Source organism: Sphingomonas insulae (assembly GCF_010450875.1).
Taxonomy (GTDB): Bacteria; Pseudomonadota; Alphaproteobacteria; order Sphingomonadales; family Sphingomonadaceae; genus Sphingomonas; species Sphingomonas insulae.
This window is the reverse complement of record NZ_CP048421.1, coordinates 60897-76697: the sequence shown is the minus strand read 5'-3', so window position 1 is coordinate 76697 and position 15801 is coordinate 60897. Positions and strand designations below refer to the sequence as shown.

At 61.3% G+C, this 15801-nt stretch carries 18 protein-coding genes and 1 pseudogene; 9 read left to right on the top strand and 10 right to left on the bottom strand.

Features of this window, described 5'->3' with window-relative positions; genetic code table 11:
• Positions 1-16: 16 nt before the first annotated feature.
• Both GTH33_RS01110 and GTH33_RS01105 read right to left on the bottom strand, forming a co-directional pair.
• A complete protein-coding gene (locus GTH33_RS01110; protein WP_163956677.1) occupies positions 17-760 on the bottom strand; it encodes a toll/interleukin-1 receptor domain-containing protein in 744 nt (247 codons plus the stop codon).
• 74 nt (positions 761-834) lie between these two features.
• The gene (locus tag GTH33_RS01105) at positions 835-1059 is read right to left on the bottom strand and encodes a DUF2188 domain-containing protein (RefSeq protein WP_163956676.1); all 225 of its coding nucleotides are present in this window, start codon (positions 1057-1059) and stop codon (positions 835-837) included.
• 97 nt (positions 1060-1156) lie between these two features.
• Here GTH33_RS01105 and GTH33_RS01100 point away from each other — a divergent pair, with 97 nt between their 5' ends.
• From GTH33_RS01100 to GTH33_RS01080, 5 genes are all read left to right on the top strand, one after another.
• The gene (locus GTH33_RS01100) at positions 1157-1507 is read left to right on the top strand and encodes a helix-turn-helix domain-containing protein (RefSeq protein ID WP_163956675.1); all 351 of its coding nucleotides are present in this window, start codon (positions 1157-1159) and stop codon (positions 1505-1507) included.
• Position 1508: 1 nt separating this feature from the next.
• On the top strand, positions 1509-2066 hold the full coding sequence (locus GTH33_RS01095) for an ImmA/IrrE family metallo-endopeptidase (protein ID WP_163956674.1): 558 nt from the start codon (positions 1509-1511) through the stop codon (positions 2064-2066).
• Between the two features lie 747 nt (positions 2067-2813).
• The gene (locus tag GTH33_RS01090) at positions 2814-3059 is read left to right on the top strand and encodes a hypothetical protein (RefSeq protein ID WP_163956673.1); all 246 of its coding nucleotides are present in this window, start codon (positions 2814-2816) and stop codon (positions 3057-3059) included.
• Positions 3056-3736, top strand: a complete 681-nt coding sequence (locus GTH33_RS01085; RefSeq protein ID WP_163956672.1) for a hypothetical protein — start codon at positions 3056-3058, stop codon at positions 3734-3736. Before GTH33_RS01090 ends, GTH33_RS01085 begins: the two co-directional genes overlap by 4 nt.
• 74 nt (positions 3737-3810) lie before the next feature.
• A complete protein-coding gene (locus tag GTH33_RS01080) occupies positions 3811-4569 on the top strand; it encodes a DUF3307 domain-containing protein (protein ID WP_163956671.1) in 759 nt (252 codons plus the stop codon).
• Positions 4570-4641: 72 nt separating this feature from the next.
• Here GTH33_RS01080 and GTH33_RS01075 read toward each other — a convergent pair whose 3' ends face one another.
• The 3 genes from GTH33_RS01075 to GTH33_RS01065 are packed head-to-tail and all read right to left on the bottom strand — an operon-like array spanning position 4642 to position 7507.
• The gene (locus GTH33_RS01075; protein ID WP_132911223.1) at positions 4642-5145 is read right to left on the bottom strand and encodes a Pycsar system effector family protein; all 504 of its coding nucleotides are present in this window, start codon (positions 5143-5145) and stop codon (positions 4642-4644) included.
• The gene (locus GTH33_RS01070) at positions 5142-5915 is read right to left on the bottom strand and encodes an E2 domain-associated cysteine-rich protein (RefSeq protein WP_163956670.1); all 774 of its coding nucleotides are present in this window, start codon (positions 5913-5915) and stop codon (positions 5142-5144) included. Before GTH33_RS01070 ends, GTH33_RS01075 begins: the two co-directional genes overlap by 4 nt.
• A complete protein-coding gene (locus GTH33_RS01065; RefSeq protein ID WP_163956669.1) occupies positions 5912-7507 on the bottom strand; it encodes an adenylate/guanylate cyclase domain-containing protein in 1596 nt (531 codons plus the stop codon). The genes GTH33_RS01070 and GTH33_RS01065 overlap by 4 nt, the downstream gene beginning before the upstream one ends.
• A 353-nt stretch (positions 7508-7860) precedes the next feature.
• Between GTH33_RS01065 and GTH33_RS01060 the strand changes: the two are divergent.
• Positions 7861-8073, top strand: a pseudogene (locus tag GTH33_RS01060) (hypothetical protein); the annotation flags it as partial.
• Between the two features lie 111 nt (positions 8074-8184).
• Here the strand turns inward: GTH33_RS01060 and GTH33_RS01055 are convergent.
• From GTH33_RS01055 to GTH33_RS01045, 3 genes are all read right to left on the bottom strand, one after another.
• Positions 8185-8904 (bottom strand): hypothetical protein, encoded by a 720-nt coding sequence (locus GTH33_RS01055; protein ID WP_163956668.1) that lies wholly within the window; start codon positions 8902-8904, stop codon positions 8185-8187.
• Positions 8905-9302: 398 nt separating this feature from the next.
• Entirely contained in the window at positions 9303-9551 is a 249-nt protein-coding gene (locus GTH33_RS01050; protein WP_208404224.1) for a transcriptional regulator, read from the bottom strand.
• Between the two features lie 43 nt (positions 9552-9594).
• On the bottom strand, positions 9595-10047 hold the full coding sequence (locus GTH33_RS01045) for a hypothetical protein (RefSeq protein ID WP_163956666.1): 453 nt from the start codon (positions 10045-10047) through the stop codon (positions 9595-9597).
• 110 nt (positions 10048-10157) lie between these two features.
• On the opposite strand from GTH33_RS01045, the gene GTH33_RS18070 reads away from it, so the two are divergent.
• A complete protein-coding gene (locus GTH33_RS18070; RefSeq protein ID WP_208404212.1) occupies positions 10158-10919 on the top strand; it encodes a CPBP family intramembrane glutamic endopeptidase in 762 nt (253 codons plus the stop codon).
• A 329-nt stretch (positions 10920-11248) separates the two neighbouring features.
• Here GTH33_RS18070 and GTH33_RS01035 read toward each other — a convergent pair whose 3' ends face one another.
• Both GTH33_RS01035 and GTH33_RS01030 read right to left on the bottom strand, forming a co-directional pair.
• A complete protein-coding gene (locus GTH33_RS01035) occupies positions 11249-11725 on the bottom strand; it encodes a nuclear transport factor 2 family protein (RefSeq protein WP_163956665.1) in 477 nt (158 codons plus the stop codon).
• A gap of 13 nt (positions 11726-11738) precedes the next feature.
• On the bottom strand, positions 11739-12716 hold the full coding sequence (locus GTH33_RS01030) for a serine hydrolase domain-containing protein (protein ID WP_208404211.1): 978 nt from the start codon (positions 12714-12716) through the stop codon (positions 11739-11741).
• 420 nt (positions 12717-13136) lie between these two features.
• On the opposite strand from GTH33_RS01030, the gene GTH33_RS01025 reads away from it, so the two are divergent.
• Both GTH33_RS01025 and GTH33_RS01020 read left to right on the top strand, forming a co-directional pair.
• Positions 13137-14414 carry a PQQ-dependent sugar dehydrogenase gene (locus GTH33_RS01025; protein ID WP_163956664.1) on the top strand — a complete coding sequence of 426 codons (1278 nt, stop codon included), beginning with the start codon at positions 13137-13139 and terminating at the stop codon, positions 14412-14414.
• A 29-nt stretch (positions 14415-14443) separates the two neighbouring features.
• On the top strand, positions 14444-15292 hold the full coding sequence (locus GTH33_RS01020; RefSeq protein WP_163956663.1) for a hypothetical protein: 849 nt from the start codon (positions 14444-14446) through the stop codon (positions 15290-15292).
• Positions 15293-15801 lie beyond the last annotated feature (509 nt).

Genomic DNA, 15801 nt, shown 5'->3' with positions numbered 1-15801 from the left:
CGCAGTATAGCTGATTCTAAAATCTAGAAGTTTTGACTAGTTCGGCGAGTTTATCCGCAACAACTTCTAAGGAATCCTCTTCCGTACTAAGGCCATTCCGCGAAGCTAACAGCGGACTAACCATTCGAAGGGCATCATAAGTCGTATTGTGAATGACCGGCACAAGCTGATCTGTCGCCAGAAGCGCAGAAAGCTCTCTATCGGCGATGCCTCCTGTTGGAAGCCGCGTTAATAGCGCGGGTGTAACCAACACGATCCCGACACGCGACTTGGCCAGTCCCCTATCAATTTCACGAAGAAACGACGATCCAAGAGGAATATCTTTCTCACTGAACCAGACGGATACATTACGGGCTTTGAGAAGGTCGTAGAGCTTTGTGGCATCGTCCAATCGGTCAGCCCACGCATGACAAAGAAACAGCTCGCGTAGGTCAGGAAGCTCTGCTCTCTTCTCGACCGTCTCCCGGATTGGTTCGAGCGCCTTCGCTTCGGCAGGCGTGTAATAGACGGTGGAACTTGCCTTCGACCACTTGGCTTTCACACGACTAGAGCCTCCACCACCCGATGACGATCGGTAGGACGGCGATGGGGAAGGAGTTGGTGTCGAGTAGGAGCCATAGCCTCCGCCGTAGCTGCCATAGCCTCCGCCGTAGCTGCCATAACCGCCGCCGTAACCGCGATCGCCGCCACCGCACCGGGGGCACTCTGCTCTACCACTCGCTGTGCGGTGCCCCCGCGCTGGAGCCGTACATCTAGCCATTTGAACACCGCCCTATTTCTTTGGTCAGAATCTAAAAAGCAGACCGCGCCGTCACCGATCGCGGCCTGCTCTACTTACCCCTTCGGCGGGAAGGGATCATTGCCGTAGCTATCACGCTCGCGGATTTGCCCGTTGCGACCGTGGATCAGCAACTCGCTCTGTTGCCGCTGCGCGGTACCGCGTGCCGCCTGCGCCGCTTCGGCCTGCGTGGAATGGATCGATGACACCCGGCTATTGCCAGCGCCGCGAACGGCCCAGCCTCCTGAGTGCGGTACGACATGCTGATTCTTACCTGCCATTGCCAAGCCTTCTTGTTCTGATAGTGACGTAACGTTGCGAGTCTGCAACGCATGAAGGGAGATCGCGCATGTCGAATGGAATTGCAAGAGTCGAACGGTGACGATCGTTCAATTTGATGGGGAAAAGTTTGTGGCCGCTTTGGACAGCACCCGACGCGCGCGGAACATGACATGGCGCAAGGTCGCCGACGAAGCGCATGTAAGCGCATCGACGTTGACCCGTCTGTCGCAAGGTAAGCGTCCAGACGTTGATAGCCTCGGCGCTCTCACACATTGGGCAGGCCTTGATACCAACGCCTTCTATAAGACCGACGTTCCTACCACGACCACTGAACCCCTCGCCAAGGTGACAGCCTATCTACGGGCCGATCCTAACCTCAGCGACGACGGAGCAAAGGCATTGGAAGCAATTCTTCACGCCACCTACGAACAGTTCCGGAAGAAATAAGATGGCATTCCGGCGAGGTTTTAAGACCGAAGCGAACACCACTTCTCGCGAAATTCGCGCGGAACTCGGCCTCGCCGCCGATGCGCCTCTATGCCCGTTTCTGACCGCCAAGCATTTGGAGGTTCTGGTTATAAAATTGTCGGCGTTTGAGGTCCAACATCCCAACGCCGTGCAATATCTGACCAGCGCAAAGGGCCAGAACGAATTTTCAGCGATTACAGTCTGTATTGGGACGCAACGCGTGATCGTTTATAACAACGGGCATTCACCCGCACGGTGCGCCGCAAATATCATGCACGAACTGAGTCATCTGCTGCTGATGCACCCGCCGCACCCCCTGTGCGGGGAGAACGGCAAGCGGCACTTCGATGCCACTCTTGAAGACGAAGCCAACTGGTTCGGTCCGGCATTGCTGGTTTCAGATGAGGCAGCAGTGGCGGTCGCGAAGCGTGGATTAGAACTGCGTAGTGCAGCCAATGAATACGGGGTCAGCACGCAGCTGATGCAGATGCGGCTCAACGTCACTGGTGCGCAGAGGCGCGTTTCGACGGCGGCATAAAACCCAGTGTCACTACACCTTTGCGGTGCCATATGTGATCATCCACACCGGCGTCAAAACCGAGCGGTTGTGACACCGGAAAGCCACGCCAACGCGAGATTAGCGAATGGCAGAAACTATGCATTTTAAAATGGGGCTGCCAACGTCTTGGGAGTAGTGCGCCGACATCGTCCTTGTCATCGATCAGCTTTCCGTCACCCCCCCCCGACAGTTTGATTGCGACGGGACGGTGGGTCACGAGTGATGGCCCGATTTCATTCTTCACCGAGCATTTGCGGTGTCAGGCTGACGGTGACGGACGGATATTTGAAATGGGGCGTAGGGATCGGCGGGACCGATCAGATTCGAAAGGCCGCTAAAAGTCTGGGCGTTCACGACCAAGCTGTTCGCGATCCTAGTAAAGCATGGTCCAAAAAGTACGGTCGAAATCCTGCGTGCCGTCGATCATGCCGGGGCAATGGATCATTACAAAATCGAGCATGGCCAGTTATCTTCGTCGCCGTTCGTACCGACTGAGCATGGTCGACAGCGCAATGATGTAAGCGAACAATGACGGGATCGCGATAGCCGATGTAGGTCTTGCATCGCGGCCGTTGCTCCCGCAGATCAACGCTGGTGAGCGAGTTGAGATCAGCGTGGGCGTTAGGGCTGGCCCTTTGGGTCTGCGGGTGCAGTCCGGGCGAGCCGCCGCGCGTGCGCCAATTCGAGTGCCGGTTTGCACCGGCTTCCGCAGGGCCAGAGCCGCTGGTGCTGTTGCTCGATACAGGCACCAGCCGGATTACCTTCGTCAATCTTCCGGGACGCCCGGTGCGCGCGCTGCAGTCCGACCGCTTCAGCTATTTCTTTCCCTATCCTCTCGGCGGTGGGGATGGCCGCGCCGAGATCGGCCGATATGATAGTGCCCTGGGCATTAGGCGCGTTGCGGGCGAGAAACGTCCTGCGATGAGCATGCGGGGCGACTGCAAGAGCGTGGCCGTAGGAGCCAAACTGTGAGCAAGGTCTACACAGTCCTTACCGGCGATCTGGTTGGCTCGACCGAGCTTTCTACCGAAGTGCTTGTGCGTGCGCGGGATGCATTGCTGCAGGCAGCCGCCGACGTGGGGGCGTGGGAAGCGGACTTGGTGAAGGGCGAAGCGGAGTTTTTCCGCGGAGATTCTTGGCAGCTCCTGCTGACCAAGCCGCGCTACTTTCTGCGGGTGGCCCTATATCTGCGAGCTGCTCTGCGCCGCGAGCGAAAGGGCCTCGATACGCGCATTGGGGTTGGGTTCGGCGATGTGGAGCGGATTGATGCCCATCGGATATCCCTGTCGGTCGGTGACGCATTCACTAGATCGGGCCGAGAGCTGGATCGGATGGGCGACGCCGTCGGTGTCGCCGTCGCTCTGCCTGACAAGACGGGCGACAAGCTTGGTTGGATCCAACCCATGACCACGTTGTGCAGCGTGGCGATGAATCACTGGTCCGAACGGCAGGCGGATATTGCAACGCGGATGCTGGTGCCGGACGGTCCGCGCCAAGCCGATGTCGCGAGCGCGCTGGAGGTTACACGGCAGATGGTCAGCAAGACGCTGGTCGCAATCGAATTTTCGGCGATCGAGTCAGCGCTTGAGTGGGTCGAGGGTGCCGGCTGGGAGAAGTCGCTACGTATGGCGAAGGTGCGTTTTGTTTAATCGTGTCAACCATTATTGGTTGACTAGAGTGAATCAACCAAAATCGGTTGACGTTTCGGAGGCCTGCTGAGGGTATGATCTCCACCTTCACGGCGCTGCTCGCCGCACATCTCCTCGCAGATTTCGTTTTTCAAACCGAATGGCTGGTCGCACGTAAGGGTAAGCTGAAGTATCTAAGCCTGCATGTCCTGCTCGTCGCGATCGCTGCGGCGCTCGCCATTGGTGCGCAAACCTTGGTGGCCGCATTCGCGATCGGGGTCATTGCCGCTACGCACATGTCGCTCGATTACGTCAAACTCCATCACCTCGGCAACAAATTGTTGGCCTTTGCGCTCGACCAGTTCGGGCACCTAGTCGTGGTTCTCGGCATCGCATTCTGCATCCCTACGTTGATGACGACAGGATGGTGGGCAGCACTGCCGGGCGATGCTCAGCTTGCCTATTACGCCGGGCTCACGCTCGTAAGCGGGTTGATCGTGGCTGTGCCGCTCGGCGGCATCCTCATCAAGAAACTGGTCGAAGGACTGCCGTCACCGCCCCCGCCGGCCCAAGGTGTGACAGCGCCCACCAGCATCGTCGGCATGGCGAAGGGCGGCCAATATATTGGCTGGCTGGAGCGGAGTCTAACCTTCCTGTTCGTATTGACTGGACGATATGAAGCCGTCGGGTTCCTCCTCACCGCCAAGTCAATCTTGCGCTTTGGCGATATCCGCAACAGCAACGATCGCCATATCCAGGAATACATCATTATCGGGACGATGCTGAGCTTCGGCTGGGGATTTGTTGCAGCCGTGCTAACCGTTAAGGCGCTGGCCTATTGGGGGCTCAGCTGAACAGGGTGGACCCAAAAAGCGGTCGCGCGCCAGTTCCATGCGCAGGCAATTACTGTTTCGATTGGACAGCCATCAGGATTTGACGATCGGTATGCGGACATGGAGCGTGGCCGTCGTCGCGAGGAACAGCGCGAAGGGTAGAAGCGCAGCCGATGTGCAGATTATCGCCTTTTTCGCATAGGTGTACTTGTCGCAGAGTATCTGCGAATTCCGCCAGATCTGGCCGATGAGGTCCTTGCGATAGTCGTCGTCCGAGCATCCGAGCACCTCGCTCTGGTATACGCTTTCCGTCCTCTTCTGGATCTCGACAAAATAGACGAGACTGCCGGCGCCGCCGCGCACGTCCGGGAAGTTGGCCCGGAACAGGAAGGCGTAGGAGAGAAGCAACGCGATCAGCGCCAAGACCCCGGGAATGGTCACATACCACTGCCTGAGGTCAGGCGCGGCTACATTGAGGGCGCCGACCGCCAGGACCAGGGTATTGACGCCGAAGAGCCCGTTAATGCGGGCGTCCACGCGAGGGAAGAACGCGAGAACGCGGTCGAGTTGCGATTGCAGTGTGGCGGTGTCGTTCAATGTGGGCTCCCTCCCTCTTCCTCAGGCGTACCGTTCTGGTCGTCGCGCAACGGACAGGTCAGCATGGTTCCGCAGCACTTCGTGCCGGAGGCGCGTACGTGGCGCCAGTATTCGTCAAGCGACTTCAGGCGCAGCCTTTCCATCCAGACCAAGCTCGCGATCTCCCTTCGGCGTGCGCACTTGCGGCGGAGGATCGGCGCGTTGCGGCTCGCGCGTCGGCGGCAGCCGCGGGGACATGGCGCCCGGCCGTTAATCGGGCCGCCCCGCCGATCGACGATGCGCAGGTCTGGATCGGTGATCCAGCTGGGTTCGCCGAGCCAAGCTGCGGCATACTCCTCCTCCAAACCTATCGATCGCGCCAGTTCAAGCGCCCGCTCGTGATGCACTCCCGCCTCGCCGTGGTCGAGCGCCTGGTTCGGTGGCCATACGCCGGTCCGCTCGGCCACCCCTTGGCAGCGAATCCACTGCCTCAGCTGCTCCCACCATCTGTCGGCCGCGTCGGGTCCGTCTACCTCCAGCCGCCTCAGCCCCACGCAGAAGGTTCGGTCCTCCTGCAGGTGCCTTTCTGGACAGCGTGCCGGAAGCGCGGTGCCGGGCGTCTCCTCTCCGACGTGGGGTGAGCGAACGCCACCGATGGACAGCCTCAGCCCTCCGCCGGCCCATGGCGTCTGCGGTACCTTCGCGACGCCGATCAGCTTATGGTGGCCTTGCCGCTCTACCTCGAACCAAAATGGCGCGCTGGCGGCAAGGATGGCGGTCGCCGAGATCACCAGGCGTCGTGCGCTCGCATGGGCGGCTGGTCTTTGGGCGAATGTGCCCGCATCGGGTCAGCCTCTACGCCGCTCGACAGATACGGCGACTGCATGGTGCCGAGGAGGAGGTCCGCCGCGTCATGATCGAAGTTCGGCACCTTGCGCCCTGAGATGAAGACCTGCCTGACGACGGCGGGTGACGCGGCGAAGGCTGCCTCGCCAAGTGCTGTCTCGCGACCATTGCATCGACGCTGCTCGGCCTCGGACACGCACGTGGCCCGGCTCGCCGCGGCGCGGACGCTCGCCTCGCCCCGGAGGCCCAGGCGGCAGACCGGCGTCTCGCCGTAGTCGATGCCGATCGCGAGGCCCAGCCGGTCCGCGCCGGGCAGCATCGTCCTGCAAAGCTCGAAGGAGGAGCGCAGACCTGCCGCGGCGTTCACCGCCGCCCGCATCGTGGCCATGGCATCGGTGCTGCGGGCGTCGCCCTCAGCGACCATGCCGTGAATGCAGTCGCCGACGAACCTGACCTTGCGTCCGCCGAAGTCCTCGCGCAGCACCGCCGCCATCTCGGCACGCATGACGTGGAGGTTCGACACCGCCTCGGCGATCCGTCCGGTGCGGATCGAGTCGTCGATGTACGCCGTGAAGCCGTCGATGTCTGCGAAGAGGGAGGCCATCTCCATACGGATGGCCCTGCTGGGCGGATGGTCGGCGTAGACGATGTCCTTAAGCGGCGGCGCCTTTCGCTGGAAGCGGAAGACCGCCTCGCTGGCAGAGCCGCTCTCCCGTGCCCTCAGCTCGTCCGCCACCTTGGTGTAGGCGGTTTCGAGACGCGCGTCGGCCATCCGGTCGACGCCGGCGGTGACCACGTGCTCGTCGAGGAACTGACGCTCCAGCGACTTAGAAAGCGAGAGGATGTCGCTGAACGGCTGCGGTGCCCGGTCAATCGCGGCCGCGGCGCGACGACTGACGGCGACTCCCGGCTCATTTCCGTCGGCGAGCTTGGCGGCGTGGTTCGCGGGACTACCGATGAAGAGGGGTTCGCGCTCGTCCTTGCGGCCGCCATCGATCGCGACCGCGGGGCCGCTATCGATGCCGATCCGGACGCCGGTCTGGAAGCGCGTATGCTCTTGGCTCAGTCGCTCGACCATTTCGCGGAAGCCGGCCGCGAACGCGATCGCCTTGCGGACGCGGGCACCCTCGTTCTGCGGCCCCTCCGGTGCGAGCACGACGGCGTGGAGCCTCGATCCGTGAAAGTCGACTCGCTGCATCTCGAATTCGTCGATCAGCGCATCGCAGGCGGAATAGTGGGCGTGAAGGAACTCGAAAGCACGGCGGTGGCTGGCTTCGGTTTCCCTGCCAGCGTCGACGAGAACCGAGTTGAAATCGATAAGGTTGGCGTAGACGTGCACGGCGTGCGTCGTGATCGCCCGATTGCGCGGAATGTCGACGAGTGACGCCTCGGTCAGCGCCGCTGAAGCCGTGATGCCCTTCGCCATCCTCGTCTCCGAGAGGAAGCTGCGGAAGTCCTCGACGACGATCCGGCCCTCGGGAACGCTGTCGATGAACCGCCTGATGCGCATCCGGGCGCGATCTTCGTTCCATGCCATCGTCGAACGCCTCCTGATTGGCCGCACGTGAGTCGCGGCTCGACGTCCGACTTGTGTCGCACGCCTTAGGAACAAGTCAAGAACGACAAGGCTTACGGAGTAGTCATTTCGGAAAAGTCCGTTGACCTAACTTGCGGTGACGGAGGTTTTCACAAGGGTGACGGACTGCGTGAGCGCCCGATGGTTTTCTTGTATGGGTTGGATGGCCATTGAAGCTGAGAATTTACGGAGGCTCGGTGCGGCGCAGACCGTCCGTTCGCGTGGACAGTTCGCATCGCGGGGGGCCAGATAATTAGAGGGCTCCAGCAAACCAAATGCACCTGGTGGTAAGGAGTGCAGGGTAGGGGCGTCCCATGCCCCCGCCCGCGCAAACCTGCTTGGCCGTTCCGCTACTTTACTCCTTACGGGAGGTGATCCGGCTGGTGATGCTGATCTACGTGCGCTTCCCGCTGTCATTGCGGAATGTGGAAGACCTGCTGTTCGAGCGCGGGATCGATATCTGCCATGAGACGGTAAGGCTGTGGTGGAACAGGTTCGGCCCATTGTTCGCCGGTGACATCCGGCGTGCATTCGAGCGGCGCTGCAGTGCAATCGCGAACCGATGAATGAGTGTCCGGAGTTGGGAAGCGCAGGAAGAGCACTGAGCGTCCATAAGTGGGTCACCGTTCGAAACAAAGCTACCCTGTGCGACTGGTCACGACATCCAAAGGTCGAGATGTCAGGCGGACTGGCAGCCGTTCTCCATCCGGGACAACATCTATGCGAGCGATTACAAGCAGATTTTGATTGGCTTCCACGTCACCATCACATGTCAGTGCCACATCGACGGACGTGGGTGATGCAGTGGGCAACTGGTCCAACACAACGTTTGGCTTTCTCCATCCGTCACCTTGAAAGCTCTTGAGACCTTGCAACTCGCCCCAGCCCGCCCTGCAGGTCACTCCGCTCTCCATGATGCGGAAGCTCCAATCTTCGAGAGAGCCGACGTTAGGTACGAAGGCCTTCAAATCCGGCGTTTTCGGTTGAAGATATATGGTCAATCTGAGTTGGCGGCCGTTTTGAACGACTGGTTGAGCAGCGCTAGCCAGCAGAGGTGCTTCGGCGGGGGACGCCACCATGGGCGAGGCGCCGGCGATGGTAAGGGCGTCGAAGCGGAAAGGTGCTGTAGGTTCGGGTGCCCGCGAGGGAGCATCCTGCTTGATCTCTTCTGCCGATGGGTTTGCAGTCGGCAGCGTTTTCGTCAGCACTGGTGGAAGTAAGTTGCGTGCTGTCTCCCCGGCCTTGGACTCTGGGCTCGCCAGCGCGGTCACGTAGGCTCCTACAGCCGCCGCGATAGCGGCGGAACTTGCCGCACCGATCCAACCGATGACTTTGCCTGCCGCGGCTTTAAAGGCCATATTTACCCCGCATCGAAATTCCAAGGCCGGCATCAAGGGAGCATGAAACGGGGCTACGAGCAACCGACACATGGCCATACGACGCAAGCGTCCTTTGCCGGCTAAGTCGCAGGCTGCGGCAGCATCCGGTGGGTCTATGCATCGGATGCCTCAGGGCATCGCTGCCTCAGTATCGGCTTAAGCTGAACAAGCTTCCGAAACTTGAGAGCAAGCAGGATGGCCCGAGCGTCTGGAATTGGGTCGAGCTCGCCTCTGGGTAGCTGTCGCAGATCCTAACTTTCGGACGTCGCGTTTGTCCCGGCTTTCGTAACACTGTGGTGGCTGAGCGCCGGGCGATTAGAGGGTGAAGGCGCCAGTTGGCCTCTCGAAAATGACTCCTGGACTAGGAATCGGCTTGTTCATGCGAGAGGCGCTCTTCCCGATGCAAGTGCCTGGAGCGCCGCGACGTGGCCCTTGAAGGCGGATCGTCCCGCTGCGGTCGCGACGATCCAAGTTCTCTGGCGGGTGTTGATCGTCGCCTTACGTAGCTGAACGTACCCGCCATCTCCGAGCTGGGCGAGGTGCTTGGACAAAACGGAGTCGCTCACGCCCAGAATTTCGCGGGCGGTCGCGAACTCCATCTCGCTGACATCCGCCAGCAGTGCCATGAGCTGAAGCCGAGCCGGCGGGTGGATCAGCGGATCAAGCCGTTCAACGCTCACGACTTGGTTCCTTCAATTCCTGGCGGTACACGCGCTCCCATACGATGCTCACGATCGTGGCAACGACGGCCAGTACGATCCCAATCGCCACGGGCGCCCAATCCAGGCCGTATTGCTCCTTCAGGACGATTGCGCTCGCCAGAGCGGTGACCGCGATCGCCACGAGCGCGAACGTGATCCGTTGTGTGCGTCCTGGCCGATAGCCGTTGACGAAGAACCCATCGCGCGAACGGTCCCGCGCGACGATCGCAACTGTGACGGCCAGACAAACCACGACCATCACCACCGGCGAAGAGCCGGGCAGTGCATAGCCTGCGATCAGACCGCCCAACAGCACTCCGACCGCGGCATGCCGGGCAAGCGACCACCTAGTCCGCGCGGCCAACACGCCGCGCGTCGCTTGCATCATGTCCAGTGTCCGCGCTGCCTCCTGTTCGTCCATATCCAATTTCCCAACACCACCATCCGTTTTCCAGATAGGCAACTTACGACTTGACGATGTGGAAAGCAACGGTCACTTTCCGTCATGGAAACATAAAGCGGAGAAGTGACGTGGTGCTGTTGTGGGGGTGGATGGCCATGATGGCCGCGGGCGGTACATGGTGGGTGCGGCGCGATGTCACGGCCTATGCGCGGTTCGAGGCGCTGTCCGGCACGATTGAGCGGCAGCATTTTTACAGTCGATGGCTTGTCGAGAGCTTTGCCGTTCTGGTGGGGGCAAGCGTGGTCAGCCTCTGGCTGGTGGACGCACTCTCACCCTTCAGCGCTTTTCCTCAGGCATTCGCGCCCGCGAACCACGTGTTGCAGTCCCGAGGTCACCCGTCCGGCGACCATTGGGTGCCCATGGCCGCGGGCCTCTCGGCCGGGATTGCAGTGTCGATCGCGATCCAGTGGCGTCGCCTAAAGACGGCGCTCTCTCCGCGGCCCGGTCCCGATGCAGCGTTGATCCCCCGCAACCGCCGCGAAGCCGTGCTTGCCCTGCTGCTGAGCCTCAATGCGGGGTTCAGCGAAGAACTGTTCTTCCGCCTGGCGCTGCCGCTGCTCCTTTTCCATCTCACCGGCTCGCTGGCGACCTCACTGGTCGTGTCGATGCTATGCTTCGGGTTGGCGCACGCGCACTATGGCTGGAAGGGCGTCCTCGCTACCATGGCCGCCGGTGCGTTGCTGACGTTCTACTATCTTCACCATGGATCGTTGCTGCGAGTCATGATTGCGCATGCGGTGATCGACGTGCTGGCCTTCTTCATCCGGCCCGCGATCGCTGACTGGATCATCGCGCGCAAGCCGCCGCGATGGGCTTTCCTAGCGGCGTAAAAACGGCAGCGCTGGTGTTGTGCCAGCCTTCCGGCTGCTTCGCACCGCAGCCTTTTGTCGTGAATGTGCTAAGTTTCGCAACGCCGGTGCTGGTTAGACTGACGGCGTATTTGTCGCGACATGTCCGACGTGAAAGCAGGCGGTTTTGATGCACATCTACGGCACGCTAGACCCGGCTACACTGATGCAAGTACCCGGCCCTCTAAGCCGAGACGCAGCCGGCCGCGGGTGAGATGAACGGATGGCGGCTTTCGGGAAGCGGAAAACGGGCCCTGAGTGACCGACTATGGGTCTGGTCCGCCAAACCAAATCGGGAAGCACCCCACGAGCTATCTGTCAGTGGCGCTTCGCTGCCCCGCAGGCGTCGCGGCGCGGTGCCCGTAACTGAGAACGCTGGTGATCCGCCAGGTGCCATCCTGCTTTGCCCAGACCATCACGAATTTGGCGATCCCCTCGCATCGTCCCGTCGCCAGTTCGCAGAAGCGGTGTTCGCCTTCCTCAATCGCGCCATAGTTTTTGATCAGATAGACGCGGAACGTCGCCGGGATCAGCTCGCGCTTCACCTTCCCGCAGATGTATTTGCGGACGCCGTCCACCATCGCTTCACGCTCGAACGTCGCGCCGCCAGTGTCGTGATAAAAGGCGACCTTCGGATCGAAATAGCCCGAGAAGGTCGGCAGGTCGCAGCGGTTGTAGGCGTTGAAGACCTTCGCATCGAGCGCGCCGATCTCCGTCGTCAACGGATCGGCGGGGGGCGGAACGGACGTCGCGAGCAAGGCTGCGGCAACGGCGATGGCGATCATCATGCTCATGGTCCTGTCAGTTCATCTGGCCACGGAGGAAGGCGATCAGCTTCGGATCGCTCCGCGTGCGTTCGAGGATGGGCAGGATGACCCGCCACCCGTTGTCGCTGTTGGTCAGGATGACGATGCCGTCGCCGCTCGCGCGATCGATCGCGGCGAAGGTGAACGCCCCTGCATCCTTGCCGGTGTGGAGCATCGTCGTGCCATCGGGAAAGCCGAGGAGCTGCCAACCGAGGCCGAACCCGGTCCAGCGCGGACAGCTGGCCGCCTTCGGTCCGGCACATATTTCCGGCGTCAGGTCGGCCTGCGATGTGCTCCGCTCCGCCGCCAAAGACGCGACCAGGTCCCGGTCGTTGCGGGCATCGATGAGAAAGCGCGCATAATCACGCGCCGTCGCGTGCGCTAAGTCGGCAGCATTGTATCGCGTCACCCGCTCGACCGGCAGCGGATTGCCTGCGTCGTCATAGGGCACGGCGATCGGCACCGTCTCGCCTTGTGACGACACATAGCCCGAGGCGCGCATATGGGCGGGGGCGAACAGCCAGCGACCAGCAAGCGTCTCGAACGATTGCCCGGTGCGGTGCTCGGCGTAGCGCGCCGCATATTGATACCCCTCGCCCGAATAGCCGGTGGTCGTGCCGGGATCATGATCGAACGCCAGCCCCTTCGCATCGCGCCAGTTCGGCAACCCGGTGCGATGGCTCAGTGCCATGCGGACGGTCAGCTTCATCCGCCGGGGATCGCGCGACAGGTCGGGGTCGCTCCAGTAGCGATCCATCGGCTCATCGAGCGACAGTTTGCCGGCCGACACCAGTCGCAGGATGACCTCCGCCGTCAACGGCTTTGTCAGCGACGCGAGATTGTAGGGCGTGGAAGCGGTCGCCGCACGGTTCGGCCCTGCCATGCCCCAAGCCCCGGTCGAGACGATTTGTCCGTTGCGGATCAGGGCGATCGACGCGCTTTCCACGCGCTGTTCGCGGAGGGTTGTGGTCATATCCGGGAGCGTGAAGTTCGTTCTGGCGTTCGCCACTGAGGCGGAAGCCATTAGCATGCCCAAACCGCCGTAAACTGCCTGCTTCAGCCCACTGACTGTATTACTCATATGCAACAGCTAGCGGTGTATGAGCGTGGCCGCAATCTGGATCGTATCACCCATCGAGGTGACGGACATGAGAGCCGCGGTAGCACCTTCGAAATGCCATCCTTTTCTAGAAGCTCTCGGGTCGGCGAGCAGGTCGAAGGCTCAGCTCCTCCTCCGCTACCAACATGGACGGATGGCCGAAAGCGGTGAGCTTAAAAGATGCCGCGAACGACCGGATATGAGTCAACCGGCGGGCATACCAGCGTTGCGCATTTCGGCTTGGATATATGACTGATCCCAAGGGTTCATCCCGACGCAAAGCCGGGAGCCTCCATGAACAAGATCGTATTCGCGCATGCCTGCCTCGTTGCCACGCTGTTTGCCGACGCCGCGCAAGCCCAGCGTGATCCGCAAGTCGTTGGCCTCCAACCACAAGCTGAGCCCTACGCCACTGAGTCGGTAGTAAATCATCCGCGCACGATCGGCTGGCCCGAAGGACGCAAGCCCGTGGCGCCGCGCGGTTACGAGGTGTTAAAGTTCGCCGGCGGCCTTGAATATCCACGCCAGGCGTTGCTGCTGCCAAATGGTGACGTGCTAGTTGCAGAGGCCCGGACCAAGCCGAAGCTCGACGCCGAACCGGAGGTGCAACGAGGGCAGGCTCTGTCCAAGACGACCGGCTTCAGCGCAAATCGCATCACGCTCCTTCGCGATGCGAACCGGGATGGTATCGCCGAACAACGCTTCGTGCTGCGAGAGGGGCTCAACCAGCCGTTCGGGATGCAATATGCCAACGGACGTCTCTATGTTGGCAATACCGACGGCGTGGTCAGCTTCCCCTATCAGCCGGGTCAAACGCGGATCACCGCAGCGCCCGCTCCCCTGATCTCGCTGCCTGCCGGGGGCTATAACAATCACTGGACGCGCAACCTGCTGCTGAGCCCCGACGCGCGCATATTGTATGTGTCCGTGGGCTCCGCTTCCAACGTCGGCGAGCATGGGATGGACGAGGAAAAGCGCCGCGCCGCGATCCTCGCGGTGGATCTTGCGACTGGGCGTGAGCGACTATACGCTTCGGGTCTCCGCAACCCCGTCGGCATGGCGTGGGCACCTTCGACCAGTACCTTATGGACAGCAGTCAACGAGCGCGATGAACTGGGCGACGACATCTCGCCCGACTATCTGGTCGGCGTGCGTGAGGGAGGCTTCTATGGCTGGCCGTACAGCTATTATGGCAAGCAGGATCCACGGCACCCCAACGAAAAGCGTGATTTGCTCGCAACCACGCTGATGCCCGACGTCGCGGTCGGTCCGCATGCCGCAGCGCTGGGTCTTGCTTTCAACAAGGGAACGGATGCGGGCAAAACGGCCTTTGTTGCCCGACACGGCTCGTGGAACCGGTCGAGCTTCATCGGCTATGACGTGCTGGCGGTGCCGTTTGCGAATGGCCGGCCGACCGGTGCGCCGCAGCCATTCCTCACCGGCTTCGTTGCCGATGAGAAGAAGGGCCATGTCTATGGCCGCCCGGTCAGCGTCCAGGCCCGTGAGGACGGAGCGATCTTCGTCGTCGATGACGCTGGCGATACCGTATGGATGGTCCGCCGGACCTCGTGATGCGGCCATCAAGGGCAATGCCGGCTGCCGTGGCGCTCGTCGTCACGGCGCCGGCAGGTGCGCAGACCATCCCGTTCGCCGATACTGAAGATGCGACGTTGTCGGAAATCGATGTCGGGTCGGGAAACATCCATCCGGTTGTGTCGATCGACCTGCGTAACGGCGACTATGCGCGTGGCGCGTATGACGACGACAATGCGGATCTCGGCCGCGTCCCCTTTCATTTCTCAGTGGGCGGCGCGGTCGTGCTTCGCCGTCAGGAGGGCGGAGAAGGGGAGGGCACGCTGTTTCTGATCGGACAGAGCTCCAACGGTTTTCATGCGCCCCGCCTCAATGAGAGGGCGCGCCCGCGTAGCTGGTACGAGAGCAATAATCTTCTTGGTATCGCCTGGCGGCCTGTGAAAGGCGTCAGCGCAGCAGCCACCTACACGATCAAGACCAGTCCCAACGCCATCGCTACGACGTCGCATGAGGCGAGCCTGACGTTTCTCTATACGGCCGATGACCGGGTCGGGCGGCTGAAGCCGAGATTGGCGGTAACGCGGCGAACGCGAGGTAATGGCGGTTTCTACACCATCGGGGGCATCGCACCGTCGTTCGAGCTTTCGAAGCGGGAAAATGGACCCACGTTGGGACTGCCGCTTACCGTGGGTATCGGATGGGACGGCTTCTACGCAGCAGACAGCGGCACCCGGGCTTATGGCAGCGGCGGGATATCCCTGTCGCAGCCGGTCAGTCTTGGCGGCGCCAAAGCAACGCTGCAGGCCGAAGTGTTGGCACTGGTGCGAGACAATCAGCTGCGGCGGCTGGACGCGCCTTCAGGTACAACCGCAACGCTCATCCCCTACGCTACGGTATCATTGGCTATGGCGTGGTGAGCGCCAATGATGAACGAACATGATGCCGCTCAATGCGACAGTTTTAACGCTCAACAGCCCAGTCCTACTATGACATGTCATTCCGCAAATCACCTGAGTTCCGTCGAAATCTACATGAACGGGCGGCTGCTTTTGGGAAGCGAGGGACGGGACGTGAATGGCCGGACATGGGTCCTTTGTAGCCCTCTCGAACCGCGGATTTTGCAGAACGCTTTACGTTCTCCAAACTCCGTCTATGCAATGCAGGTTCAAGAAGGAGCAATTGGAACGAGTTTTGGCAAAGCGGTCACGAGGAGGGGCGTCAATGGTGTCCACAATAGCTGCTTTCCTTCCTCGGGTTCCTTTTCGGGAATGCTCCGGCACTACGGTAAGTCGCGTCACGCGTTAGAAGATTTTTTCGGCGGATGCAGGCAGCTTTGCGTTACAGACAGCCTCTTCTGCCGGACACCGGCGCCGGCGCGCCGGCTTTCGACAGCAATCGCCGGCGATGCCTCGTCCAGTTGGCTGCG